Raw genomic sequence first — 26,912 nt, 5'->3', positions numbered from 1 at the left:
CTACAGGTCCAGCTTGATGTCGTCGGCGCCGGCCGCATTGCGTTCCACGTCGGTCAGTTCATCGGAGCGCAACGTCAGGGCGTAATGCTCACGCGGATCGAAGTCGGCGAACTGGTCAACCCGGTCCAGCACGTCGGCGACCAGTTTCTTGAGGTAGACGCGGGGTGCCACTCCGACTTGACCGCCGAGCTTGCCCGTCACAGCACCGGCGAGCTGTCGCAGGTAGTCGTCGTCGACCCGGGCGCTGACGGCCGGGCTGCCGTAGATGTCGCGTACGCGTGCGCCAAGCTCCACCAGGGCGTCGGGCGAGAAACCGGACAGCCGCAGCTGGGTGGCCCGCGGGTTGTCCCAGCGCGGGTCGGCACCGAAGTCGGTAGCCAGTCGCTGGGCCAGCGGAGCGAGACGCTGCACACCCTGCGTGCCGTCGTAGAAGGCCGGCGTACCGGTAATCACGAGGAACAGGCCGGGAAAACGTCCGGAGTAGATCTCGTCGATGAGCTGCCGGAGAGCGTTGAGCGCCTTGTCGCGCGCGTCGGAGCGTACGCGCTGAAGGGTCTCCACCTCGTCGAGAACGAGCAGAAGGCCCGGGTGACCGCTGTCGCGCAGGACCGTCAGCAGACCCTGCAGGAAACTCATCGCAGCAAAATGGTCGAGGTCACCCTTGACCCCGGCGGCCCGCCTGGCCGAGGCGGCCACATGTGGTTGGCCGCCGAGCCAGGCCGCCAGCCCGTCGGCATTCGCGTACTCGCCGGCTGCGGTGGCGGCGCGATACCCGCGCAGGGCCGCCGCAAAGCCCGGGGTGCTCCGGGAGATCTCGGCCAGCCGCGCCTCGAGCAGCTTGCCCACGGCAGCGTCAAGGCCAGAGGTGTCATCCTCGGACACGGAACCGTCGGCGAGCACGTCCTCCTCGAGCGCGAAGATCCAGCCATCCAGGATCGGACGGAGCGCGCTCGGCGGGAACTGCTCGGTGCTCAGATGTTCGACGAGGCGGCGGTACACTGTCTCCATCCGGTGCAGGGGCGTCTCCAGCTCAGAGATCTGCACCTCAGCGGCGGCGAATCCCCGCTGTTTGGCGCGTTCGGCCAGCCAGCGGGTAAAGAACGTCTTGCCCGCACCGTACTCACCACGGATGGCTTTGAAGACGCTTCCGCCGCCGGCCACCCGATCGATGTCGGCGTCGAGGGCGGTCTCGAAGCGGTCGAGGCCCACCGCCAGCGCATCCAGACCATTCAACGGTACGACACCACGGCGCAGGGCGTCGATGATGTCCTTGCGACGCCGCGCCGAGATCTCCCCACTCACGATGCGTCCAAGTGGAACTGCTCGATGAGCAGCGCGCGATCGAGCTTGACCGTCACGTTGTCCGGGTCGATCGACAGGACCGCGTACCCCTCGACTTGCAGCTGCTTGCGCAGGGCCGTGATCGCGCCGTGAATCCGACCGGCTGGGATGTTTGCCCGGGCCGCAAGCGTGTCCATCGTCGCCCGGTCACCGCCGGCAATGAGGACCCGCAACAATGCCCCTGCTCGCTCGTCCGCCAGGGGCGCACGCGTGTCACGCCGTCCCCGGTAGATGTCGCTGGCCAGAAGCTTGGCGACCAGGTCGGGCTGGGCCTGCGCCGGCTTCGGCGCAGCGACCTTTGGCTCCGGCTCCATCGAGTCGAACAGGCTCTCCGACTGGGCCTGCGCCTTCTTCCCGTTGGTTCGTTTGGCCGGTGGCGCCACGGTCGCCGCTTCGGTCTTGTCGACGGTGAGCGACTCCCGCCACCACGACGGACTCGCCACCGGAGCCGGGCTCCAGCCGGGCAGAGCGGCCTCATCCCCCTCGGTCAGCACAAGCAACGGGATCACTGCCTCGGCGGCGGAGGCACCACCGTGGTATCCGGCCTTCCGCGGGCCATACCGCAACTCCTCGCGCCATGGGAGAACCACACGGCCGTCGCCCTTCGCGACCCGGGACCCCTGGAACAGCAACTCACCCTCGCCGGCCCGCGGGTCGGCAGGACGCCAGCGGTTCTCGGCGCTCGGGCTGGCCCGGTAGACGCCATCGGGGCCCCGATCCACGACATGTCCGTGATCCGAGACGATCACCACGGTCCGGCCGTCAGCCAGCGCGAGCAGGTCACGGATGCTGGGAATCGTCTCACTCCCCCAGACCGTCGTGCCGGGCTCGCTGCGGTCGAGCGCGTCGTCGATGGTGTTGACAACCGCCGCCACGAGTGCAACTTGAGGATCGAGCAGAGCATCGGACACGTCCGGTGCGATGGCCGCTCCCGCGTGACCGCGCAACTTGCTTTTGTGGAGGATCCGGCCGTACGGGAACCGCTCTTGAAAGGCTTTTTGCTCGACTGCCTGCTGACCGACCGCGATCCGGCCGCTGAACAGGCTGCAGCGGCTGACCTCGGTGATGGTCGGCAGGGCAGCCAGTACGCCGGTGCGGGGGCCGCCGTCCGGCGTGAGCTCGGTCCAGACGCCGACCCGGGTGAGCGACTCGGCCAGCTCGGTGGCAGCGGCCACGCTCATGCCATCCATGACCAGCAGCAGCACGCGACGGCCGTTGTCGAGGATCGGCTGAACGATGCGGTCCAGCACGTCCTCTACACGGCACAGCTTGCCGGGCTGGGCCTCGGCCCGGGTGGCCTCTGCCAGCGACTCGGCGAACTGCTGGTCGTGCCTTGCCCGCCGAGCATCGACGGCGCGGTGCAGCAGGTGCAAAGCTTCAGCTACGGCGGAGTCGGTATCGCCCGCGAAGATGTCCAGGCGCGCGCGATCGACCCAGCCATCCTCACGGACCTCGCGGTGCAGCGCGTCGTACAGCGTGGACGGTGCGCCTGCGTCTGAGGTGGCCAGCCAGCGCAGCAGGCGCACGGCCATCTGCATCGTCTTGAGTCGCTCGGAGTCTCCGCCGCGATGCGCTGCCAGCCGAGCCAGCGCTTCCTGAGCGGCAGCGATCCGTCTGGCGTCGGCAATACCAGCGGCAGGCACGGCCAGCCGGACGGCCGCCGCCGCGTCGCGCATACGCTGGAGGAAGCCAGCGGGAAGCAGATTGCTGCCACCGAGCAGCTGCGTGGCGTCGATCTCCTTAGCGATGGCCTCGGCCCGGGCCAGCATCCGATTCGCCTCGCCGGCACCGCCTTCCAAGCCGACAACCCGGTCGACCCAGACCTCCGCGGCCGAGCTGAACGCCGACGCCTGCTGGTCGGTGAGTCGGATGCCGCCGAACCACGGCTCCAGCCGGGCCCGGGCAACGGCGATCTCCGTGGTCTTGCTGCCAGGGTGTTCCGGCCAGAGAACACCGACAAGCAGACCGAGAGGTACGGCGTCCACGCCATGCCCAGCTCGGGCCGCGGCCATGATGGGAACGGTCGCGGGGCCGGCCGCCTCGATCAAGTAGCCACTCAGGCCATCGAGCAGGGGCTTGGTGTGCTTCATCAGCCGGAGCACGCGGGTCGCGTCGGCGCTCCACTCCATGAGGCCGGCGCTGTCGATCTCATCGCGTTCGAGACCGAGTAGCTCAGCCGCAAGTCCGCGTAAGGCGTGATCGCGGGTGAGGACCGTGCCCTGGACCGGCGACCAGCCGCCGACAGGTTCCTGGTCGATCAGGGCGTCCGCCACCCAGCGGCCCAGTTCGCTCAGCGTGCGGTCGACCGACCCCACGTTGAACATCTGCATGACGACGTCCCAGGGCTGCACCGTACGGACGTGATGGGTACTGACATGAGCGAGCAGGCCCTCACCCAATTCCTCGTCTGAGAGGCTGGTCAGCAGGACGAGTCGTTCACCCTCGGCCCGGTCGTGGAGGGCGGCCCGGGCTGCGAGCGGCGTCTTGCACGGAACGACCCGCACGGTCGTGCCGTTGACAGTCAGCGCATCGTCGCCGGTCCAGACGGGCTCGGACCGCAGAGCCAGGGCAGGCGTGTCGTCCTTGCCGTCGGCAAGCCACGACTCGATCCTGCGCCTGATCGCGGCCGGCTGAGCCACGCTCACTGCACCTCCCAGCTGATGGAGATCGAACGCCCGCCGGCCAGGTCGGCGCGAATCGTGGCAATGACTTCGTCGAGTTCCGTCGTGGTGCAAACGGTTCTGCTCTTTGGCGCAACCGTCCCGCCATCCGTTGGGCCGGTTCCCGACCCGCCGCCGGTCTGGCCTCCGTCACCGGTGCCCCCACCAGTCTGACCACCGGAACCGCCGCCGGTTCCACCGCCACCGGTTGGCGTGATGAGGAGCCTCGTCGCATCGTCCACAGCGACACGGAGCGCGGACTCGAGATCCGACACGTGGGCGTCGTGCCGAGCACTGGCACCGAGGCTGTCGACGATCTGTCTGGCCGTCGGTTCGTGTGATGACTGGGCCCGCTCGGTCACCGCCTCCAAGAGGCCCCACTGCGTGGTGTCGAGTGCCCGCCGGAGGGAGCCCGCGCTCTTGAGGACCCGGCCGATGGCTACGTCGTCGAGATTGATGCCCGCCTCGGCGATCAGAGTGAGAAGGACAACGTCGTTCCGCTCGTTCGCGATGTCAGTCAGTAGTTTGCCGACTTGTTCCGCGTGGAAGAGACGTCCATCTGAGGCAGCCGTGTCGAGCTGAAGGGTGTTGGCCCTCGCCCTCAGTGACCTGGCTAGTTCGATGACCTCATCCTTGTACCGCTGCGCCTCGGCACGAATCGACTGAGTGAGCGTCGTAACCGTCGAAGCAGCACGCCAGCCCGGCGTCACGATGCCGAGGATGCCTGAGGCTCGCTTGGAGGCAGTCGCCCAGACTTCTTCGGCCGGAAGGTCGATGTGCCGCAGTTCCAACTGGTCGGTGATCGTCTGCAGTGTCGTGACCTGAACCGGCGTTCCGTGCTGATACCAACCGAGCTGCTGCTCCTCAGCAAAGACCGCCAGGATCAGGTTCTGCAGGTCGTGGTCGAAACCGCGCGGCTTGTCGAGGTCGAGCTGGCTGCGCAGAACATGTACGGGGAAATGGTCGGTGTAGCCCTCCCGAGCCGCCCCCTGCGTCAGGTGACCACTCCACCAGCAAGTGCTGCCGGTAAGCACGTATCGGTGCTCGGACAGCGCACCCAGCCGCAACGGGTTGCAGATTCGTTTGATGGTCTTCTGGTCGGCCTGGTCGACCGCTATGCCCTTGGTGGGATCGGCAACCGCCTCGCGGGCGTACCGAAGAATCTTGGCCAGCTCGGCCTTGGTCGGAGTCTTCTCATCCTCCGGCAAAGCCGGGGTGCCCGGGTAGGACCAGGCGAGCAACTGCCCGGTCAGGTTGCTGAACGCGTCGCGCAGGATGCCACCGACCGGGTCTCCGATGCGGAGGCCGTCGGCGAGCGTGTAAAGGATTCCGACCGTGTCCGGCTCGACCACGCCCGGGTCGGGAGCGGCGGCGCCGTACGCCTGTTTGAAGGCACCCGTCAGTGCGGAGCGCAGCTGTTGCTGACGCTGCTGGAAGTAGGCCTTCGCTCCCTCGCGCCACGCCTTGGACTGGTCGGCCGCGATGCTGTCAATCCGGTTGCCGCTAGGCCCTTCAAGCAGGTAGTTCACCTTGGACAGAGTCGCGACCCGGCCGAAGGACTCGTCGCTGAGGAAGAGCGGCATCCAGAAGACGGTGGACGAGCCCTTCGGGAGGGTCTCGATGCGGGCGAAGTCCTCGTTGCGCAGGTGGCCTGGGGCGTCGAACGGATAGTCGATGACCACCCGCCAGGCGTCACCGTCGGCCATCAGTGCGTTGTCCGGCATGTTGTCGCGGTCGCGAACGTTGCCGAATCGCACGTTGATGAGGTGCTTCCGGCCGCGCCACTCACGCTGATAGACGAACTCGCCGAAGCCGCCGGACTTGCTCTCGATGCCGAGCTCGTCGCAGATCATACCGCGGACCAGGTGTTGCACCTGGTTGGTGGCAGTCTCGTTGGCCGGCACCAGATCGAGGAGACGGTCGTAGTCCTCGGCCGCAATGCGGACCTGAATGACCGGGTCCGGGCCGTCGGAGATGTAGAGGTCCCCGACGTCGGCGTTGAGGCGCCGGAGCCGATCGAGAACGATCTGGCTCTCGTAGTTTGGCAGCGGCGAGGCGATCGAGCCGAAGTTGAGCGCGTGCAGTTTGGCCGCGGTCAGGTTGTGCAGCGCCGGCACCTCGGGAACCAGGTACCCAAGGATCAGCGTCTTGATCAGTTTGTCGTCGACCTGGAAATCCGCGTGATTGGCGGCTTCGGCCTCGGTGATGTTGTGGAGGCCGAGTAGGAACGGGCGGAAGCGGCTGCGGTAGCTCTCGCGCGCGTTCTGGAACTTCTGCTTGAGCAGGGGCCGGTCCGGCAGTTCGCCCCGGAGCACAAGCGGCTCGAAGAGAGCGGCGACTCCGATCAGATCATTGACCTGAAGGGTGTCACGTCGGTCGACGAGCAGCTCAGTCATTACCTTGAGTGCTGTCCGCTCGCGCTGAAGCGCTTGCGACAGCGCAACAAGCGTGGCAACCAAGGCAGGCGAGAACGGGTAGAGACGTCGAAACGCGCTGGCGTCGGAGCCGATGCCAGCGTCGCCGAACTGAGCGCCGAGAAGGAGCGTGTCCCAGACATCGCGCCGGTTCTTGACCGTGTTGAAGGCGTTGTCGATCGTCTTGCGCGCGTCCTCGGTCAGCGGCTTGAGCAGTCGCTTCTCGGTGATCTCGGGGAGGTTGGTGTCGGCCAGCACGATGTCTTGACCGAGCCGGCCCTGCACGCTGCGCATCACGTCGGCAAGAGCGGCCCGCTCGGTGCCGCCGACCTGCGGTCCGAGGAAGTCCTCCAGGTTGCGTTGCCGGGCTACGAACGAGACGATCGGCAATGGCCGCGAGGAATCGGCCGACTCCACAAGCTTGTTGAGCTTGGCACCTTCTGTCTGTACAAAGGTGTGGTCGGCAATCTTGGTCGAGAGCCAGAGGATCAGCTCGTCAAGGAAGAACACCATGGCGTCGTAGCCGAGGTTCTTGGCGTGTCGCGTGATGACGGCGAGGCCGGTGTCGAGATCGAGATACTCGGCGCTCTGTACTGCCCCCGCGAAGTAGACACTGGTGAGCGCGCTCACCAGGGTGTCCCGCAGTGGCGTACCCGGCGGTTCGGCGGCCGCGGCCGCGTAGGTCTCCGGTGACCAGTCACCCTCCCGGGCCATGTCGGCCGAGAGCGAACCGCTGGTCCCTTCGGACGAGCCGCCACCACCGAGAACCTCGAAGAACTTGTCGTCACCCATCTGTCCGCGAAGCCGCTGAGCATTCGCAAGCAGCGCATCGGATCGGTGCACGGCCGGCACAGGCGCATCCGGGTGAAGCTGCTTGATCTGGCGCAGATAGCCCTCAAGGACAGCCTGCTCGACCGAACGCGCATCGAGCATGTGGAAGCTCAGCGTCAGGAACTTCCGGCCTTTCAGAAACGGCTCCGCCTTGTCGATCGGCTCGGCCAACCCCCGAACGTCTTTGGCCAACTCGTTGTGTCGCAGGATCTCCCGCAACACCGCCATAAAGTGCGACTTACCCGAGCCGAACGAGCCGTGCAGGAACTTCGCCTGCGACTTCCCACTCCGCACGGCGTGCGCCACCATCCCGAGCGCGTCATCAAAGTTCCGCCGCAGGTCATCGGTCACGACGTACTTTTTGAGGTCAGCGCCCTCGGACGCCCTGACCACAAAGTCGGAGTCCCCGACCGAGTTCGGGATGTCGATGAGGTCGCGCAACAATGTCAACGTCTACTCCTTAACAGGACTCAGAGTTTTTCGTTCTAGCACTGATCAATCTTATGCCGTGCTAATTGCCGCCAGCCATGGACTCCTGCTCACCTGATCACATCAGCCCGCGGATCTTGACAAGGTCATTCCGATCGGCGCCCAACGTCGCCAGCTCGGCATTGACGAAATTGGTGAAGAACTTCGCTGGAGTGCCTCCCGGGAAGCCCGCACGCTCCTCGTCGAACCATTGCTTCAGCCATGGCTCGAGCTCTGTCAGACCCGCCAGCAATGGGAGCAGGCCCTCTCGCTGCCAGCCGGCCACGTTCTTTCGATCAAGATAGATCGTGGCCAACGCCTGCGCTTGGGATAGTTTGTCCCAACCTGCCCAGCCCACCAGCAATGTGGGATCACCTTCACGACCGACATTCGGGTAAGAGATGAAACGCTCGGCCGGCACGTCAAGCTTGCCCCTGTTACGCCAATAACTTGCTTTAGCGAAGTCGCCGGTGGCGTACTTGGGCGGTAAAGGAATTTCAAGATCCTCGCCTCTGACTTTCCGTCGTTGAAGATCCCATGTATTTTCCCACTGCACGCGCTTCCGCAGACCGCTTTCTTTATACCGAAGCGACGGAAGGTACGGCACATGATCGTCAGTTATCAATTTTCCGATAGTCTTGACCAAATCATATTGGTCAGATCCCACCCATAAGTCCATAACCGACCGAAATACGTCATCGTGACGTACGTGATCAGCCAGCTGCGCTACGGACTTCGGCATGGGGGCGCCCGCCCAGATCTCGTCCGCTTCCAGCCGACCCAATAGCCAGTCGCGCAGCGCCGCCTTCTCCAACGAGCCCCAAGTCGGCCAGTCCCAAGGCCGTTTGAAATCTGGTCGTTCGAGCAACGAGATTCGCGTATCCGACGAAATAGCATCTAGTCGCCGTTGCACAACTGCCCGGTATTCGGCACTCCAAGTGTCAGGTAGCTCCGTGGTCGGCATTCCACCGAAGTCGGAGAACCATCGAGTCTGCGCCCGACCGTCAGCCACCTCACGAGCAAAAACAATCTCAAAAGCGCGCTGCCCGAGAGTGATCTCCGGAGGCGCCGGCGTGGTGAAGTCCCCGTCGGTCAGGCCGTAGCAGCGGTAAGTCTCCCAATCCAGCTCTTCCTGGTGGGCGACCATCTGTCGCTGAAGTGATTCATACTCGTTTCGAGCAGCCTCGAGGCCCGCTCGAGTCGGAACGTCCTGGTTGATGACATTCTCAGGCATGACGGAAGCAAGGCGGCTAGCCAAGGAATCCAGAATTTCGATCTGCCGCTGCGGGAAAGCGTCTGGCAAGGGAAAGGATTTCAGTTTGGTGGAGTTGAATTGATAGAAGTCACGCCATTTCTCACCCTTGGAACTGCCGCCACCCGGCCCGCCTTTGTTATGGCTAACCTGCTTCAGCCAGAAACATCCGGCCGAACTGGCCAGCACCCCGAGCACCTTCAGATATTCCACTTCGGCGGCATCCGGCCCAAGCTTTACGACGGGTGCCGTCCGGTTAAATACTTTTCCACCCCGGTCGAAAACGAAATGATTATGTGTAGCAACCTCGGCATACACGATAGAAAGAGGCGACCTAAGCTTTTCTCGATACAGCTCTTGCCACTCCCACCAGGTAAGCCCGCGCTCCACCATCGGCGTACCGAAACGCTTTCTCCGGTTAATTGCTTCGCGGTAGGTCTCGAAAAGCTTTCCAAGCTCACCCAAGACAGAGATATCCAGCACTTCGAAATTATCTGAATACGGCCACAGGGCAGTATCTGTCGAAATCACTCGAAAGTCTCGAACCGCATCACCCTCGACCAGAGGCACTACTTTGGTCACACCGAGGCGCCGAGCCGCGTCTGCGCTTGCCAAGAGATAGAGGTCGTCTTCTCCGGTAACAGCCGTAATGCCGATCTCCTGCGCAATCTCCCCCAGATTGCGCCGAGAGTTAGACTCAAGATGATCCATTACGTCCGGAGCAGCACCGCCGGACAGGCTCCAAGGATGCCGCGCAAGTCGCTGCCGGTCGAGATCGACACAGTTGATCCACTCAGAATTTGATCCTGGGGCATCAATCTGCCGAACAATCGCACTCCATACCGGGGCATTCTCCGGCATGCTGGGTGTCGAGGTTTCGCCACGAACGCCTAGGATCGCTCTGATGAGTCCGCTGTACCGGAGACTGACAATACGATTTCTACCGACGAGAATAACGGTCGGAGTTCCGTGGTTAGGAATAGATGCGCCCGAAGCGTCAATGACTTCACTCAGCTCGACCTCTCCAGCAAAGTACTCGTTGATGAGCTTTTTGCCGAACTCTCGCTTCATGAAGGAATTAGAGGTGATCTGCCCAACATATCCCGCCCCGCTGCCGTCGGCCGCTCCACGCTTAGCGAGCCTGAAGAACAGTTGCGCAAAGGGAACCGTCAGGACGTACCTCCCGGAGCAAGCCGAGAATCGCTTCCGGTACAGCGATCGAAGCGCACTGTCCTTAACGGCGATATAGGGAGGGTTGCCGACGACTACCGAATATCTCCCCAAGCTCAGGTAATCTGCTAGCTCATCGAAATCCTCGGAATTGAAGGCAAAAGCTTTCGAGTCATTCGATTCGTCGTAAACAAGTTCACCTTGATGGGTCGACGTACGACCCCATCCCAGCAGTGCATCGCCAGTCGCCAGCCGAAGCTCAAAAGCCGGCGCAGTTTCCAGATCGTTGAGGCCACACTCGTTCAGTGCCGCAATCATCAGACGAAACCTGGCAATCGCGACCGCGAACGGGTTGATATCGACGCCCGTTACTTGCGAAAGAGCTTTCTGGACATGAACCCGGACGTCGGTTCCCGGCTCCCGCTGCTTCCATCGAGCCACCAAACGATCGAACGCACCGAGTATGAAGTGCCCTGAACCACAGGTTGGATCGATGACATTTATCTCGGCTAGGCCAAACTCCCGGTAGGCCGGTTCGAACGTGCGGTCAAGGATGAACTTCTCGACGAACTCCGGCGTCTGCAATAGGGCATATGTTTCGCGCGCATGAACAGAAAGATGTTGATATAGGTCACCCAAGAACCGAGTATTCAGCTGCGGTGATTCCAGCGACTGACTACCCTCGCCTTGCCGAAAGAAATCCGACAGCCGTTCGGCTGCCTGACCGGTAATATCGAAGCGCCATACTGGATTATGTGCGTCAAATATCTTACCGGTAGCGCGCAACGAGGCCAAGTAGGTGAAAGACTCGCGTAACCAATGCCTGTCATTATGCAAGGGATGGGAAATCAGATAGCCTTGCCGTTCCTGCAAAGCGCGCTCCGCCGGCGCCGCATGCGCTGGGCCCCCGATCCAGCAACGCCTAACCAGATCGTTATCCTCGCAGAACCGGACGAAAACACAGCTGAGCACCCAAGCCACAGCAGCCTGATCAAGTACGTCTTCCAACCAAGTCTCGAAAGTCGCAGCGGTTCGCTGAGCCTTAATCGCGGACCTATATTCGGCCGTCAGCGACGAGTGCAACTCCGCGATTGCGGCCACCTGGTCTCGTAAATCGTCGACCAGAAGCCTTACCTGGCCTTGCAACGCCTTGAGCTCGATCATCAGGCAGTCCTCTCGCCGACGCGGTTGATCCAGGGGTCCGGCAGCCATAAGGACTGGCTGACCGGAGAAGTCAAAGGAATCTGCTCGGCATCCAGCACGACCGGCTCGGGCCGTCGCGCCGGTACCAGCAACAAGCGAGCCGCCGCCCGAGGGTGGGTCGGGTCGGCCAAACGTTGCAGGAGCTGCATCTGCCCATAGCGAGCGAGCGGCGCAGCCTCGGTGATCAGCAGAGGCCCGTCCCCTGCTAGTAGCTCTTCGACTGCCGGGATGACATGCTTCTGCACCATGACGGTCAAGGCGCGGAAGTTCTGATCGGCTGCATCCCCACTGTCAGCAGCGACGATCGTCTCCCAGGCGAACCTCGTACCGCGCAGCTTGTCGATCAGGAGGGCGGTCACGTCCAGCTCGGTGAGTGGTAACCGGTCGAGTAGAGCGCGGCGGGCCTTGCCGTAGAAGCGCCGGTCGGCTAGGACGGCGAGGTAGGCATTCCGTTCGAGAGCAGTCGCCAGTTTGGCGTCAGACTCGGAGACGTCGGACGGGCCGGCCAGCGGAGCCATGGTGCTGGCCATCCGCGTACTACTGAAGCCGATAGTCCGGGCCGGAGGCACGTATGCTTGCTCGGTCTCGTCCCAGGAGAGCGGCACGTCCAGCGACTCGAGCAAGTTCGTGAGGTGCGGCCGGTTGGGCAAAGGCTCGGCGAGGGGGAACCGGGCCCGCACGCGATCACGCAGCTGATCAACGGCCAGCTTCTGCCCGACCAAGGCGCCGACGGCGAGGCGCAGGGCTCGCTCGGCCGGCATGCCGACGGGATAGAACTGGCCCTGGGCGTTCACATCGGCCAGACCGTGCGTGGCGGCGGCGGCCAACTGCAGTAGCCGGGCCTCGCTGAGGGCGGGCATCCCCTCTGGTTGGGGAACGGCACGCAGACGTTCGATGGCCCGCTGCCGGGTCAGGGGCAGTTCATGCCCGGCGATGGCCGTGGCGGTCTTGCCGAGTTGCACGGCGTACGCAAGGAAGTCGTTCGCCGTGGTTTCGGCCTGGGGGTCATCCGGCTCACGGCCGACCAGCACTGTGCCGGAGCCGTGGAAGCGGTTGTGCGCGACCCGTGACTCGCCGCCGCGCAGCAGCTCGACTTCGACGGCGACCCGCACCAGCCCGACAGCCTGGGCTGTGCGGCGGGGCTCGCCGGAGTAGGAGCCCCGAGAGAGGATCAATGCCTCGGCGATCTCCTCGGAGGACATCACGAGGCCCCGGGTGTCGAGCATGGCGATGATCTCGTCGCGGATTGACGCGATGGCCGGGTTGTCGCGCCACCTCTTGACGTGTTTGCGGATCAGGCTGGAGATCTGCGGCTGGGTCTGGCCCATCGCCGTCGCTGCCTCGGACTGGGACAGCCAGCGCAGATAGCGGCCGCCAGCGGTCGGCGCCTGCCCGAGCAGCATCGCGACCGTGTTGTAGTCCGTGGCGCGCGCACCGGGCAGCAGGATGGCGGCCACGGCTTCGATTCCGAAGGGCACCGCGCCCTCGGCCACCGGTTCGGGTTCGGGTGTGCCGCTGAGTTCCACGCGCAGCGCGCGGACCCGGGCGAGGATCTCCTTGCGGGTGGCGTCGGGAACGCCCTGGGCCCGGGTCAGCGCGGAAGGCTCGTAGTCGAGCAGCTCGCCGACGGAGGCGACGCCGAGCCGGTTGAGGGCGGACAGTGCACGCGGGGTGAGTCCGACTGCATCGAGGGCCGAGGCGCGGGAGAGTGCCTCGGGCAGAGGGGGCGCCTCGCCCGGCCCGACCTCGGCCGGTTCCGGGATCTGATAGAAGATCATCCGCCAGGCGTCGGCCATCTGCTCAGCGGTGGGGAAACGGTCCTTCACCTCGCGGGCGAGGGCCTTGGCGAAGAAGGGTACGAGCCGATCGGCGATGGCGGGCTCAAACTTCGCGGGGTCGAGCGTCACCTCGTCCTTCACCGTGGCGGGGTTGGCGTCGCTGCCCCAGCGCGGGAGTGTCCCGGTCGCCATCTCGAAGAGCGTGACCGCGGCCGAGAACCGGTCGGCGGCGGTGTCGTAGCGCAGGCGCCGGGGCGGGCCGAGGAACGGGTCCAGATAGGGCGGAGTGCCGGCGGTGATCTGCTCGGGTGCGGCGGCGGCCAGAGAGAAGTCGAAGATGCAGAGGTGGGGCTGCCGGTCGCTGGGCCGGGGCCGGGCCGCGAGGTTGGCCGGCTTGATGTCGCGATGCATGACGCCTTCGCCCTCGAAGAACGTCAGGATGTCGAGCAGGTCCCGGCCGTAGCGTTCGAGCAGGTCGAGGGCGAGGCGGCGGCCACCCTCGAGGTCCTCGGCGAGGGTGCGCTCACCGGCGATCTCCAGGACCAGGGCCGTCCGGCCGCCGATCGTCACGGGCTCCCCGATCAGGGCGGCTACCTGCCAGTGGTGGTGCATCTTGCGCAGCACCCCGGCCTCGCTGTTGAGCCGCTCTGCGAACTGCTCGTCGCGGGCCACCTTGAGTACGACCTCGCGTTTGCCGTCCCCTGTTTCCTGCGACACGAGGAGCGCCGTCGCGGTGGCACCGCTGCCCAGGCGGCTGACGACCGTCCATCCTCCTTCGAGGATGTCGCCCTTGTGCGCTTCCAGCGGGTCGACGATCGGCTCGGGTTCGGGAGCGGTCAGTTCGTCCCAGACCTGCTCGATCCGCTCGCGGAACTTCGCGACGCTGGCGAGCCGTTTGCCGGGGTCCCCGAACGTCGCGTCGTAGACAAGGGTGGCCAGGGTGCCCGGGATGCCGTCGGCCGAAGCCGACAGGTTCAGGCCGCCGTCGCTGACCGCGGCGACGAGTTCTTCGGGAGACTCAGCTGGGGTGTTGCCGGTGAAGATCCGATAGGCGATGGCGCCGAGCGAGAAGACGTCGAGCGGAATACCGGGCACGTCGATTCGATGCGCAGCCTCGGGTGCTTGATAGCGGCGTACGTCGTCGTCGAAGAACAGCTCTAGGCCAGCACCGTCGGTGGAGGTCACTCGGGTCATCCGGGTGGCATCGGCGAGGCGGCCGCCGGCCTGCCACTCCGTGACCTGGTACTGCGGACGAGTGCTCTCGGGGTGCCGTACGTAGATGGCCTGCGGGTTCAGCGCTCGGTGGGCCAGGCGGCGGCTGTGGGCGTACGCGATGATCTCGGCGATGTCGTCGATGACCTGCAACCGCTGCGCGAGGGTCATCTTGTCCTCGTGCTGCAGGAGCCACTGGTCAAGGCGTACGGAATTGGGGTCGTGGTTGAAGATGACCGCCGGGCCGAAGGAGTGCTCGGTCAGGTCGAGCGCCTGGGACACGCCGGGGTGCTGGATGCCTTGGAGCAGGCGGAACTCGCGCTCCGCGGCTCGTTTGATGATCGGTATGTCTTCGGTGGCGGCCTTGCTGGTCAGGTAGAACCGCACGCGCCGGGTGATCTGCTGGTCGATGATGTGCTTGGCGATGAAGTCCTGCCAGCCCACGCCCTCGGCGAACGGCTTGCCGTGTAGCAGCAGTTGATTGATTTTGCGGTCGGCCACGGACGGGCGGATATTGGCGCCACGCACGAGTTCGACGATCTGCTGGCCGCGCGCGGGATCAATGGCGGGGCCGTGCTTCGGGCGGTCGAGCATGAAGAGCTTGAGGCTCGGGAGGTTCGATTCCGGATGATTGTCGAGCCCGTAGATGTGCTGGGCGCCGATCGCATCGAGCTGTGAACGCATGTTGCGGGCGTGCAGGAAGACCGCGGCACCGACGAACGGAACCAGCTTGTCCTTGCCGTGCTGCTTTGCGTAATAGCGGATCAGGCTGGCCAGGCGTTTCGCTTTCCGGTTAGCCAGGATCAGCGGATTGTCGTATGGCTGAAGCCTTTGATTAGGCATGCGGCGGACCCACTGAACGCCGCCGCCGGCGATCTCGCCCTGCCAGTGCTTCAACTCGACGACATAGAGACCGCTTCGGGTCAGGACCAGCGCATCGACTTCGTTGAGTGAGCCGTCGGTGCCGAGGAACTCGACATTCGCCCATACGTGGAACGGGTCCTGGTCAGGCAGGTATGAGGCCAGCTCACGCAGGCCGTCCTTCTCCCACTCGAAGCTGCTGGGATTGATCTCTTCCCAGCGCGGTGAGTCCTGCCGCACCACTGCCCCCATCCGTCTTGCCGCCACGAGATCGCGCATTTCACACCACAGAAGACGCTAGCTTCCGTTCAGTCCGCGGTGGGTGGTAACCGTAACCGGCGTCTTATTCACGTGACGCGCGGGCCACGCCGTGCTCATCAGGTACGGACGATTGTTCAGACCTTCCCAGCCAATCGTCGGATTGATCATGACGGCGGCCCGCCGCGTCTGCGGACTCCATCATTTCTGAGGCCTACCGAATCACCTACCTATCTGTCCTCCGAACGGATGGATGCGAGGAGGTCAGCTACCTCGGCCGGGCTTGGCTTGGTGCCGCCGGGAAGCCGCCGTACGTCACTGAGTAGCCCTGACAGCGTCCGGCGTGCCTGCTGGTGGTGCCCGGACTGCAGTTGCAGCAGAGCAATCTGCTTGCGGAGGTCGAGTGTCCGCGGATCCTCCGCCCCGTGGGCAGCGCGCCGATCCGCGAGCAGGGCGTCGAGTTCGCCGAGCGCCTGTCCCCCTCGCCCAGTCATGGCATGGCAGATCGCCTGCTTGACCCGGCAGTCGAAAAGAAGGTCGGGCGAGATGACTGCGCCGGCGTCGAGATCCTCGGCAAGCGCCTCGAAAACTGGGGCCGCGCGGTGGTAGTCCCCGCCTTCGAAGAGCGCCGTCGCCAGCTCGTACCTGATCCGGACTACGTCCTTGTCGACGTTGCCGAAGACCTGCCGGGCAGCCAGCTCCGTGTCACTGAGCAGTTCCGCGGCCTGGCTGAAGCGAGACTCCTGGGCCAGTTGCCGGGCATCGTTACGCGCCTGGGCGAGGTCGTGTCGTGTGACTGCTGCGGCCTCCCGCGCCGGTTCGGCGACGGTAACCGGCTCGGGCGAAGACACACAGTTTGCCGTCGGTGACCGGGACACCCGGCTGACCAGCTCGGCATACATCCGGACGGGGCTGGGCTGGCCGGGCGCAGCGAGAACGCCGGGAAGCGGGCCCAGGTCGGCCGCGAATGGCGCCAGTCGGTCGTACACGTCGAGGGCACTCGCCGGCCGGTCCTCCGGCCGCTTCTGGAGAAGGTCGAGAACGAGTCGTTCGACCTCCGCGGGGATGTCTGGGCGCATCGACCGCAGTCGTGGCGGCCTGTCCTTCACTTGCTGGGTCATGACCGAGTAAGTCGTCGGGCCAGTGAATACGTGGTCGCCACTCAGCATCTCGTGAAGAGTGCAGCCGAGCGCGTACAGGTCGGTCGCCGGCTCGCTGAGGTTCGCCTCGACCTGTTCGGGGGCCATGTAGGCAGGGGTACCGATCGGCTGCCCGGTCATGGTGATGCGGGAAAAATCGGCCAGGGTCGGTGCGACGGCGAGTCCGAAGTCGAGCACCTTGACGCAGCCGCTCGGTTCGAGCATCAGGTTGCCCGGCTTCAAGTCGCGGTGCACCAACGAAGCAGCATGTGCGGCAGCCAGCACAGAACATGTCTGCGCGGCGATAGCACTCGCCCAGCCGATCGGGAGCGGTCCCTGCTCGGCAATGAAATCGGCGATGCTGAGGCCATGCACCCGCTGCATGACCAAGAAAGGCCGGCCCTGTTCGTCGGTGCCCGCGTCATAGACGGCAGGTACGCCAGGGTGCTCCAACCGCGCCGTGATCTTCGCCTCGCGCAGGAAGCGTCGCAGGTCTTCTTGCTCTGTCTCGCCGGATCTGACGCGGATGAACTTGACCGCGATCTCCCGGTCCAGCCGGGTGTCGTGGCCGAGCCAGACCTCACCCATTCCGCCTCGAGCGAGCGGACTCTGCAACTCGTACCGCCCGTCGCCGAGCGTTCGCCCCGGCACCTGTCTCACCCCGCCTAACTCGGCCGGCTCGTCGGCCGACGACGATCATCCTTGCGCATACGAAATGATCGATTCCATAGCCGTTCAGTCAACTGTGACGGACAGCAGCCCACCGGCCAGTCCGTCCGCAGTACGGCGAGCTAGTTGCCCGCCGAGCAATGTGGCGGCCCGGAGGGCAGCGTCGAACTCCTGCAGGTTCCGGAATACCTCTCCGTGCCGGCGTTGCTCGTCGATCGGGATTCGCGGCACCTGGGCCTTGCGGACGTCGTAACGCTGCGACGCCGATGAGGCGCCGGCCTGGCGTTTGTTGGCCGACGTCCGCAGGTATCCAGCCAGGAACCAGGGGTCGAGCGCCGACGCGTCGCAGCGCAGCAGGTGCAGGTTACGTCCCAGCAGTGCCTCGCCCTCTGAAACAACCCACGCCAGAAGATGGTCGGCGGCGATCGGCACGACCACGTCGCCCGGCTTCACCGTGATTTGCGGGGTCGGCCGCGTATCGGCGCGGCCAGTGGCGTGCCGCCCTTCGAGGACGTCGTCGCTGGTCAGCACGGGCAAGGAACTGGCCTCGGCGCCGCCGACCCGTACCGGGCCCAGCAACTGCAGGGCCCCCGCGCGAATGAGCTCAGCGAGCGTTACCGACGGCGGGTGACTCGAGCTCTCAGCGGCCTGGGCCAGCACCGGCAGGAGTCCGGGCAGAGATTTCAGCACCCTTACGAGGTCATCTCTGCTCTCTCTGACTCCGAAAACCGAGATCTCGTCGCTGCCGACGGTCGCACCGTACCGGCCCGGGGTCAGGTCGACCTCGTCGTCCAGCAGGTCGATCACCGGAATCGCGTACCCACCTGCCTCCAGGTCGCGGATCCGTTCGTAGGCCCGCTCGATCGGGTCGCTTGTCGTGTCGAGCAGCCGCACCTCGGAAACCGCCGATGTCGACTTCTCCAGCACCCAGAGATGCAGGTTGACGCCGTGTGGCGCGGCCGCCCCCAGCGGGAGCGCGACGATCGCCCGCAGAGCTCCCCGCCGCAGCAGCTCAGCTCGGATGCGACGACCGGCCCGGCGACTCGCCGCCGACGGGGGCATGAGCAGGACGGCCCGGCCGCCCGGTGCGAGGTGGGCCAGTGCGTGCTGTACCCACGCCAGCTCGGGCTCCGTGCGCGGCGGCACCCCGAACTCCCAGCGCCGGTCGTAGCCGAGCTCCTCGTGACCCCAGTTGGTCAGCCCGAACGGCAGATTGGCCACAACCGCATCGACCACCAGTGAAGGGAACGCGTCACGCCTCAGGGAGTCGTCCGTGCGGATCTCGCCGTCCAGGTCGTGCGCGGCCAGCCATAGGGCCGCCAAGCGCGTCGCCGCCCCGTCGACATCCTGTCCGTACAGCGTCGTTGCCCCGGCCCGCGCGGCCGCCCGCAACAGCCGGCCGGTTCCGCAGGCCGGGTCCAGGACCTTTCCTTCCCGTACGCGGGCCAGCTCGACCATCACATCAGCCAGCGCATCAGGGGTGGTCACAGCGCGTTGACCGGGCAGGTCGGCGAACCGGTCCCACAGGGATTCCAGTGCGGCCCGAGGGGTTGACGCAAGAGCGTCCAGAGGCGCGCGGAGATCCTCATAGGGCAACGGGACGCGCCCGAGCAAGTGATCGCCCGCGGTGGCCAGGACCTCGGCCGGATCGCCGGCGGCGGCCAGCAGGCTGCGCCAGAGGCGGTCCTCGTCGGCGACGGCGGGCAGTTTGCCCTGCGCAGCCAGCCACTGCTCGATCTGGTCGAGGTCGAACTGCGGGCTCGCGGCTGTGCCACCCACCGGGGCGGGGAAAGTGTCGTACCGCTTGCGCCAGTTGCTGACGGCGGCCCGCCCCACGCCGGCCAGGCGGGCGATGTCGGCGGCGGTCACTCTCGCTTTCTGCTGCACGAATGGCAGTGTACACATGCGTCAAGCTCGAGCGCTGTTGACAGAGTTGTCGTCCGCCGGGCCTAGAGCGGCGACACAAGAGAGGATCGCCGCAGGCCACGCTGTCGCCTGCGACGATCCCGGTTCATCCGAACAAGAACTTCTGGGTCAGGCTGCGGCGAACGTCGTCGAGGCTCCTGCGCCACTGACGATCACTCGCGCATCGCTCGCGAGCTGTTTGCGAACCGTCAGCCAGGCGCGCTTGTAAATTGCTTCGTCGACCCCGTAACCGGTGACAGCCACCTTGAGCTCCTTCCCGGTCATCGGGCCGTCCGCCTCCTGGCAGGCCTGCACGAGGATGGCGAGCGGGTCCGCCTCGAAGCCGGCCCGCAGCGCGTCGGGCTCGACGAGGGCCTGGAACTGCAGCGACCCGCGGGAGCAGACCTTCTCGAAGTCGCCCAGATAGCTCTCCTCCTCGGCGCCGTCGTCCCACTTGATGACGAAGAGGCTCCCGTCCTGGGAGATCACCGTCCCCACTCGTATGGGCTTGTTGGCCGTGTAGGGAAGTCGTACAACCGCCTGCTGGTCAATCACAGAGATGATTTTAGTCGTCGGCCGCCCGCCCCGGCCGGTTACCGCACCCCTCGAAGGTGGCGGCCACCCTCGCGTACATGATCCAGTCGTGCCGGTGTACACACCCGTCCTTGCGCAAGCTTGTTGACATAGTTGTCGGACGCTGCTTTTATGAACGGCGTCACGTTAGTGTTCACAAGCCCCTGGAGTTTCCGCCATGACTTACCCCCAGCAGCCCTCCTTCGGCCCGCCTCCGCCCGCCGTGCCGGCCAAGCGCCGCAAGTGGCCCTGGATCGCCGGGGGTGCGGGCGTGCTCACGCTGCTTCTGTGCTGCGGCGGGGCGATCGCCACGTTCAAGGGCAGCGGCGACAGCGAGGAGCCGGCTGCGGCCTCGGTGGCGGCCGACGAGACGACGGCCGCGCCCAAGAAAGCGGTTTCGAAGGCCGCGGAAAAGCCCCAGCCGAAGGCCGCGGGTTTCGGCACGGCGGTCAAGGACGGCGATTTCCAGTTCACGGTCACCGGCATGAAGTGCGGCGTGGCCAAGGTCGGCGGTCAGTACCTCAGCCAGAAGGCGCAGGGGCAGTTCTGCCTGATCAGCGTTCAGGTGAAGAACGTCGGTAAGGAGGCGCAGACGCTCATCGACTCGGCGCAGAAGGCCTTTGACGCGGCGGGTACGGAGTTCTCAACGGATTCGACCGCGGGCATTTACGCCAACGAGGATCAGCAGGTCTTCTTCCAGGAGATCAACCCCGGCAACACCGTACGGGGAAAGCTTGTTTTCGATGTCGCCAAGGGCACCAAGCTCACGACGATCGAGCTGCACGACTCCTCGTTCTTCTCGAGTGGCGTCAAGGTGGCGCTCAAATGACCAGGACCATCAGGTTCCTCCTGTACGGGCTGGCCGGCGCGGTTCTGCTGTCGGCCGCGATGATCACGGGGGCGGTCGTCTACTCATCGAACAAGCCCGCGACGACGCCGGCCGCGTTCGTGGAAGCGACACCCGTTCCGTCGTTCGAACCGATCACGCCCGCGGCCACAACGAGCGCACCGATGGCCCCGCCGACAACGAAAGCGGCCAAGGCGGCGCCCATCACGTTCGAGAAGCTGACCGCGCGCGAATGGAAGAAAGTCGCCAAGTCGCCGGACGACTATCTCGGTGACCACTACGTGGTCTACGGCGTGGTGACCCAGTTCGACGCGGCGACCGGATCGGACAGTTTCCGCGCGGATGTGGACGGCGTGCGGCGCGCGAGTGAGTACGACTACGACACCAACACGATGTTCGTCGGCGAGTCGTCGGTGCTGGCCGACCTGGTCGAGGACGACCGGTTCACGGCCAAGGTGACGGTTCTCGGTTCGTACGACTACGAGACCCAGATCGGCGGCAGCACGACGGTGCCGCAGTTGCACGTTGTTTCGGTCCAGGTTCTGTGAAACGGGGAAGCGAATGAGTGAGACCACGCAGTTGGAGCGGCACGAGCCGGGACTGCACGTTTTTGCCGAGTTCAGTGGGGACGAGGACGCGCCCAAGCGGCTGGTCGTGGAAGCGCCGCGGGTCACCCGCGAGACGCTGCGGCGAGTGGCTCGGCACCTCGGGGACATGGCGGTTGAGTACGCGGGGCCGGTGCTGGCCGTGGGGGCGCGGCAAGTGATGATCGCGCGGTACACCGAGGACCAGGTCGCGACGCTCCCGGCTGATGGGACGGCGTTTCACCGGGGGCTGTTGGACATTCGCGACGATCTGGCGGCTCGCGGTGTGGACAACTCCGAGCAGGTTCTTGCGCGGGCCATGCGCGTACCGGAGGAAACGCTTGTGGCTTGTCTGCGGGTGGCGCGCGAGCGGCTCGCTCAGTAGCCGGCGTCGTCGAGGGCCTTTTCGGTCAGCGTGCGACCGAGTTCGATCAGGTCGGCGGCCCGGTGGAAGTCCATGATCCCGCTGGCGCTGACCGGGACGGCGATGTGGATGTCGGGTGGCAGACCGGCCATGCGGTAGCGGGCGATCAGGTCTTGCATGGCATCCAGGGAGAGGCCGAGGACGTCGCCGATGCGGAGGTCTTCGGGAGCGGACGTGACCCCCGTGGCCTGGGCGCTCCGGCTGGTGAAGACCTGCCGTAGCCGCGCCCAAGAGGGTGCCGCGGCCGCGCGTACGGGGCTGGCGGGCTCCTGCGCCGGCCGCGGTGCCTGCAACGAGACCGCCACGGTCAGGTCGGCGCCCGAGGCGGCCGTGGGCTCGATCGGCACCGGGTTGAGCAGGCCGCCGTCGGCCAGGACGCGACCGTTAACGGTCACTGGGGTGATCACGCCGGGGATGGCGATCGAGGCGCGGATGGCCGAGCGGAGCGAGCCCCGCTGGAACCACACCTCGCGGCGGGCGGCCAGGTCGGTGGCGACGGCGGTGTACGGGATCGGCAGGTTTTCGATCTCGACGTCGGTCAGGAAGTCGTTGAGATGGTTGATCAGGCGGTCGGCGCCGATCGCGCCCGCCCCGGACCATTTCGGATCCATCAGCCGCAGCACGTCGGGGCGTTTGAGGGCGACCGCCCAGTCGGTGAACGCCTTCAGCCGGCCGGCGGCGTGGACGCCGCCGACCAGGGCGCCCATCGACGAGCCGGCGACCGCGCAGACGTCGAAGCCGCGTTCCTCCAGCACCTGGAGGACGCCGATGTGCGCGTAACCCCGGGCGCCACCCGACCCCAGCGCGAGCGCGACTCGCTGCGACATGCGCCGATGCTAACGGAGCCGGGTGGACGCCCGGCCCCGTCAGCGGCCTGGGTCACACCGGCTGGGTCACCGGCGCCGGCGTCGGTGACGAGCCGAAGGTCAACCCATCGTCACCACGGTCGATCACGATGCGTTGCCCCGGGCGCACCTCGTGGAAGAGGATCTTCTCGGCCAGGGCGTCCTCGATCTCGCGCTGGATCACCCGGCGCAGCGGGCGGGCGCCCATCGCCGGGTCGAATCCTTTGCGGGCCAGATATTCGCGGGCGGCGTCGGTCAGCTCGATGTCGATGTCCTTGTTGCGCAACTGGGTCTCGATGCGGGCCATCATGACGTCGACGATCTCGACGACCTGGGTGATGTCGAGCGGCGGGAACACGATCGTGTCGTCGATCCGGTTGAGGAATTCGGGGCGGAAATGCTGTTTCAGCGCCTCCCTGACCTGCCGGCCGGGGATCCCCTCCGACGAGTTGAATCCGAGCGGGACACCGGAGAACGATCGCGTGCCCAGGTTGGTCGTCAGGATGATGACCGTGTTCTTGAAATCGACGATCCGGCCCCGCCCGTCGGTGAGACGGCCGTCCTCGAGAATCTGCAGCAGCGCGCCGAACACGTCGGGATGGGCCTTCTCGATCTCGTCGAACAGCACCACCGAGAACGGCTTGCGGCGCACCTTCTCGGTCAGCTGCCCGCCCTCGTCGTGGCCGACATAGCCGGGAGGCGCCCCGACGAGCCGCGACACCGTCGAGTGGTCGTGGAACTCCGACATGTCGAGCTGAATCAGCGCGTCCTCCGAGCCGAACAGGAATTCGGCCAGCGCCCGGGCCAGCGACGTCTTTCCGACGCCGGAAGGGCCGGCGAAGATGAACGATCCGGATGGCCGACGAGGATCTTTCAACCCCGCCCGCGTACGCCGGATCGCCTTCGCGACCGCACGGACGGCCTCGCCCTGTCCGATGACCCGGCGGTGCAGTTCGTCCTCCATTCTCAGCAGCCGGGCGGTCTCCTCCTCGGTCAACTGATAGACGGGAATGCCGGTCGACTGGGCCAGCACCTCGGCGATCTGTTCCGAGCCGACCTCGACCCGCCGCTCGGCCACGGCCCTTTTCTCGTCGTCGCGGATCCGGGCGGCCCGTTCGAAGTCCTGAGCGTCGATCGCCGCCTCCTTCTCCCGTCGCAGCCGCGTCAGGGCGACATTGCGCTCGGGCGCGGTCAACTGCTCGATACGGGCCTTTGCGCCGGCCTCGTCGATCAGGTCGATGGCCTTGTCGGGCAGGAAACGGTCGGCGATGTACCGATCGGCCAGAGTCACCGCGGCCGTCAGAGCGGCATCGGTGAAGGTGACGCGGTGATGGGCCTCGTACCGGTCGCGCAGCCCTTTCAGAATGTCGATCGCCTGCGCGTACGTGGGTTCGTCGATCCGCACCGGCTGGAAGCGCCGGGCCAGCGCCGCGTCCTTCTCGAAATACTTCCGGTACTCGGCCGTGGTGGTGGCGCCGATCGTCTGCAACTCGCCCCGGGCCAGCATCGGCTTGAGGATGCTCGCGGCGTCGATCGCCCCCTCGGCCGCACCCGCACCCACCAGGGTGTGGATCTCGTCGACGAACAGGATGATGTCGCCCCGGGTGCGGCATTCCTTGACGACCTTCTTGAGGCGTTCCTCGAAATCGCCGCGATAGCGGGAACCGGCCACCAGCAGGCTCAGATCGAGCGTGTAGATCTGCTTGCCGGTGAGCGCATCCGGAGCGGTTCCGCGGACGATCTGGTGGCACACGCCGTCGACGATCGCGGTTTTGCCGACGCCCGGGTCGCCGAGCAGCACCGGGTTGTTCTTGGTGCGGCAACAGAGGACGACCATGACCCGTTCGATCTCACGGTCACGGCCGATGACCGGGTCGAGTTTGCCGTCGCGGGCGCGCTGAGTGAGGTTGACGCCGTACTGGTCGAGAAGCTCACTCGGGCGGGTCACCGGCTCCTCGGGACTTTGCAGCAGGGCGAGCACCTCACTGCGTACGCGGGAAGGGTCTAATGTCTTTTCGCCCTCGCGGACCAGTGCCAGCAGAATGTGCTCGGTGCCGATGTAGTGGTGGCCGAGAGCGAGCGACTCGCGCAGCGCCAATTCCAGCACCTTCTTGGCGGCCGGGGTGAACGGGATGTGCCCGCCCGGCGCGATGTCGCCGCTTTCCAGGTGCGCGCGGACACTCTCGAGAGTCACGCCGAGATTGTGCAGAACCTGTCCGGCGATGCCGTCACCCTCGCGGATCAGGCCGAGCAGGAGATGTTCGGTGCCGATGTAGTCGTGGTTGAGCGTGCGGGCTTCCTCCTGGGCCAGCACGACGACCCGGCGGGCACGGTCGGTGAATCGTTCGAACACGACACTCACGTCCTCGCGGCGAGGCCCCACGCACCCCACCCGATAGACGCGTGTCATCGCGAATGGGTGAAGAGCGCTGAGTCTGAGCCTCTTGGCGAAAACGCGGGGCCCGCGTGGGGGGCCTCGCCTCGCTCGTGCAGGCGCGGCTGCCCCCTCAACATACAACGGCCGTCCTACGATGGCGCGAAGGGAGGACCGCGATGACCGGAACGAAGCACCGCCACCCCGTCCCCGACCGCGCCCGCCGGCGGGCCGTTCGAGCGCTCGCCGCCCAGCTGGGAGTGGCCTATTCGGTCGCCGCCCGCCTATTGGCGAACGAGAGGTCGTTCGCTCAACGCGAACAACGTCCTTTCCACGCCCGGGTCCGCGACACCCGCGAGGCGGTCGATCTGCCCTTGGGCCGTGCGGCGCGCGTCGTGGCACGTTTCCGTGGCGGCGAGGAGCATCGGCAAACGGTTCTGGCGATGCTTTACGCCACGGTTCTGCACGAGTCGCCGTCCCTGCGCCCCGAGCCCGACGAATTGGCATGGGTGGCCGAACTCGGCGAGGACGCCGCCGTCGACATCACGTGCGCGGCGCTCGACCGCGCGGCCCGGGCCCTGCTCGACCAACAGCCTTGGCAGCTGTGGACTCGCATCGAGGCCGCCCTCACAGCCGGTGAGGCGGGCGACGACCGACGCGTACGGGACGTGTCGATCACCCTGGGCCGCGAACTACGGACGGTGAGCCTGCGCGGTTCGCTGGCCGGCACGAGGCAGATGCTGGACGCGCTGCTGGGCCCGCAAAATGATCTCAGCGTTGCCGGGCAGGCTACTCGATGACGATCGCCTGGTAGTCGAGGGTTCGCTCGTCTGTGCCAAGAGCGGGGTGGGGCCGGCCGGAGGCATAGACCAGAGCACGGGCGGTCAGGTCCTCGGCCAGACCCGAGCGGTCGGCCAGCCAGGCCACCCAGCTCGGCAGGAGCTCGATCACCCGCGGGGCATAGTCGGCCCCGAACTCGGCCCCGGCCGTGGTCGCCACGAAGGCCACTCGGTGCGGTGAGCAGCACTGGTAGAGGGCGGGAACCTCACAGCCCCAGACGTCAGCCAGCGCGTCGGCCACCTCGTCGAGGTCTTCCGGCACAGGCCCGGTCGCGCGCTCGCGGTGCCACTGGGCGAACTCCGCCGGGCCGGGCTGCGCGGAACGGGAGGGACGAGGCTTCGACTTCATACCCACGTCGAGCACCACCTCGGCGAGCCGGCGGCTGCGATAGAACTCGGCGAACTGGTCGGCACTCTCACCGCCCAGAATCGACAGGTTGTCCGCCCCGGGCATCAGGTCCTCCAGCAGCGACCGGTCGTCGACCTCGGTCCACCGGGCATCGCCGGTGGACGTCAGGCCGGCACCGGACTGCCAGGCCGCCAATGCCTGCTCGGGTGAGTCGTAATAGCCGCTGCGGACCGTCAGGGGACTCATGGTGCAGGCGTCGATGTCCCACAGATACCAGCGAACCGGGCCGCCAGACGCAGCGAAGCCGGCGGTGACCGCGAAGCGACTGCCGTAGCGGTCCCGGGCCCATGACACCCTGCCGATCAGCGACGCCGGGACGGGCAACTCCGGCGGCTCGACGTCGCCGGGCCACTCGTTGAGGTCGGGAAGCAGCTCACTGACCTCTTCAAGGGAGGCGGCGGGCAAGATCTCGATAATCATGTCCAATACGCGCCATACCGCCAACGGATCCTCGCCGCTCCGGAGTGACCGCTCGACGCCGGCGCGGGCCGCGCGGACCAGGGCCAAGGCGAAGTCGCCCGGCCCGGCATACTCGTTCCGCGGTCGCTGATCCCACTCACGCAGCAGTGGTCCGAGCCGCGCGCAGAACTCGTCCTCCAGAGCGGGGCCGCCGCTCTCCCGGCCGTACGCGGTCAGTTCGGCGATCAGCGCGCCGGCCGAGGGGCCGGCCAACGCCGCTCGACGCACCCGCCCACGTTCCGCCTCCGCGAGAACGTTCTGCACCTGCCTGTCCTGGCGCGCCTTCCTGGCCAGGAGCTGGTGCTGGTTGGCGGTCTTCTTCGACTTGCGTTTCCGCGATACGGGCACCGGCGAAGCGTAGCCACGTCGAGCGCGACAGATCCGCGGCGTCACCCGG

General features: G+C 66.1%; 15 protein-coding genes. 4 read left to right on the top strand and 11 right to left on the bottom strand.

Features of this window, described 5'->3' with window-relative positions; all coding sequences use genetic code 11:
• From brxD to KOI35_RS32740, 8 genes are all read right to left on the bottom strand, one after another.
• A complete protein-coding gene (brxD, locus tag KOI35_RS32775) occupies positions 1 to 1,302 on the bottom strand; it encodes a BREX system ATP-binding protein BrxD (protein ID WP_215792562.1) in 1,302 nt (433 codons plus the stop codon).
• Positions 1,299 to 3,986, bottom strand: a complete 2,688-nt coding sequence (pglZ, locus tag KOI35_RS32770; RefSeq protein ID WP_308121250.1) for a BREX-2 system phosphatase PglZ — start codon at positions 3,984 to 3,986, stop codon at positions 1,299 to 1,301. The genes brxD and pglZ overlap by 4 nt, the downstream gene beginning before the upstream one ends.
• Complete coding sequence (locus tag KOI35_RS32765; protein WP_215792561.1) at positions 3,983 to 7,696, bottom strand: DUF6079 family protein; 3,714 nt, start codon at positions 7,694 to 7,696, stop codon at positions 3,983 to 3,985. The genes pglZ and KOI35_RS32765 overlap by 4 nt, the downstream gene beginning before the upstream one ends.
• Positions 7,697 to 7,793: 97 nt before the next feature.
• Positions 7,794 to 11,300, bottom strand: a complete 3,507-nt coding sequence (pglX, locus tag KOI35_RS32760; protein ID WP_215792560.1) for a BREX-2 system adenine-specific DNA-methyltransferase PglX — start codon at positions 11,298 to 11,300, stop codon at positions 7,794 to 7,796.
• Complete coding sequence (gene pglW / locus KOI35_RS32755; RefSeq protein ID WP_246614148.1) at positions 11,300 to 15,469, bottom strand: BREX system serine/threonine kinase PglW; 4,170 nt, start codon at positions 15,467 to 15,469, stop codon at positions 11,300 to 11,302. Before pglW ends, pglX begins: the two co-directional genes overlap by 1 nt.
• 209 nt (positions 15,470 to 15,678) lie before the next feature.
• Positions 15,679 to 17,238: a serine/threonine-protein kinase gene (locus KOI35_RS32750; RefSeq protein ID WP_215792559.1), complete on the bottom strand. Its 1,560-nt coding sequence runs from the start codon at positions 17,236 to 17,238 to the stop codon at positions 15,679 to 15,681.
• An 84-nt stretch (positions 17,239 to 17,322) separates the two neighbouring features.
• Complete coding sequence (locus KOI35_RS32745; protein ID WP_215792558.1) at positions 17,323 to 19,143, bottom strand: N-6 DNA methylase; 1,821 nt, start codon at positions 19,141 to 19,143, stop codon at positions 17,323 to 17,325.
• Positions 19,144 to 19,290: 147 nt separating this feature from the next.
• On the bottom strand, positions 19,291 to 19,716 hold the full coding sequence (locus KOI35_RS32740; RefSeq protein WP_215792557.1) for a hypothetical protein: 426 nt from the start codon (positions 19,714 to 19,716) through the stop codon (positions 19,291 to 19,293).
• Positions 19,717 to 19,912: 196 nt separating this feature from the next.
• Here KOI35_RS32740 and KOI35_RS32735 point away from each other — a divergent pair, with 196 nt between their 5' ends.
• The 3 genes from KOI35_RS32735 to KOI35_RS32725 are packed head-to-tail and all read left to right on the top strand — an operon-like array spanning position 19,913 to position 21,550.
• On the top strand, positions 19,913 to 20,563 hold the full coding sequence (locus KOI35_RS32735; protein ID WP_215792556.1) for a DUF4352 domain-containing protein: 651 nt from the start codon (positions 19,913 to 19,915) through the stop codon (positions 20,561 to 20,563).
• Positions 20,560 to 21,129: a hypothetical protein gene (locus tag KOI35_RS32730; protein WP_215792555.1), complete on the top strand. Its 570-nt coding sequence runs from the start codon at positions 20,560 to 20,562 to the stop codon at positions 21,127 to 21,129. The genes KOI35_RS32735 and KOI35_RS32730 overlap by 4 nt, the downstream gene beginning before the upstream one ends.
• Positions 21,130 to 21,142: 13 nt before the next feature.
• A complete protein-coding gene (locus tag KOI35_RS32725) occupies positions 21,143 to 21,550 on the top strand; it encodes a hypothetical protein (RefSeq protein WP_215792554.1) in 408 nt (135 codons plus the stop codon).
• On the opposite strand, the gene KOI35_RS32720 is transcribed toward KOI35_RS32725, so the two are convergent.
• Positions 21,544 to 22,416 (bottom strand): patatin-like phospholipase family protein, encoded by an 873-nt coding sequence (locus KOI35_RS32720; RefSeq protein WP_215792553.1) that lies wholly within the window; start codon positions 22,414 to 22,416, stop codon positions 21,544 to 21,546. The two genes, KOI35_RS32725 and KOI35_RS32720, sit on opposite strands and share 7 nt — an antisense overlap.
• Positions 22,417 to 22,468: 52 nt before the next feature.
• The gene (locus tag KOI35_RS32715; RefSeq protein ID WP_215792552.1) at positions 22,469 to 24,787 is read right to left on the bottom strand and encodes an ATP-dependent Clp protease ATP-binding subunit; all 2,319 of its coding nucleotides are present in this window, start codon (positions 24,785 to 24,787) and stop codon (positions 22,469 to 22,471) included.
• A gap of 200 nt (positions 24,788 to 24,987) precedes the next feature.
• Between KOI35_RS32715 and KOI35_RS32710 the strand changes: the two genes are divergently transcribed.
• Positions 24,988 to 25,608, top strand: coding sequence for a hypothetical protein (locus tag KOI35_RS32710; RefSeq protein WP_215792551.1), 621 nt, complete (start codon positions 24,988 to 24,990; stop codon positions 25,606 to 25,608).
• Here the strand turns inward: KOI35_RS32710 and KOI35_RS32705 are convergent.
• A complete protein-coding gene (locus tag KOI35_RS32705; RefSeq protein WP_215792550.1) occupies positions 25,598 to 26,863 on the bottom strand; it encodes a hypothetical protein in 1,266 nt (421 codons plus the stop codon). The genes KOI35_RS32710 and KOI35_RS32705 overlap by 11 nt on opposite strands.
• Positions 26,864 to 26,912: the final 49 nt, after the last annotated feature.

The sequence above is a fragment of the Paractinoplanes bogorensis genome (genome assembly GCF_018829635.1).
Classification (GTDB): Bacteria; Actinomycetota; Actinomycetes; order Mycobacteriales; family Micromonosporaceae; genus Actinoplanes; species Actinoplanes bogorensis.
The sequence above is the reverse complement of the archived record's forward strand: the minus strand, read 5'-3'. Positions and strand labels throughout refer to the sequence as shown.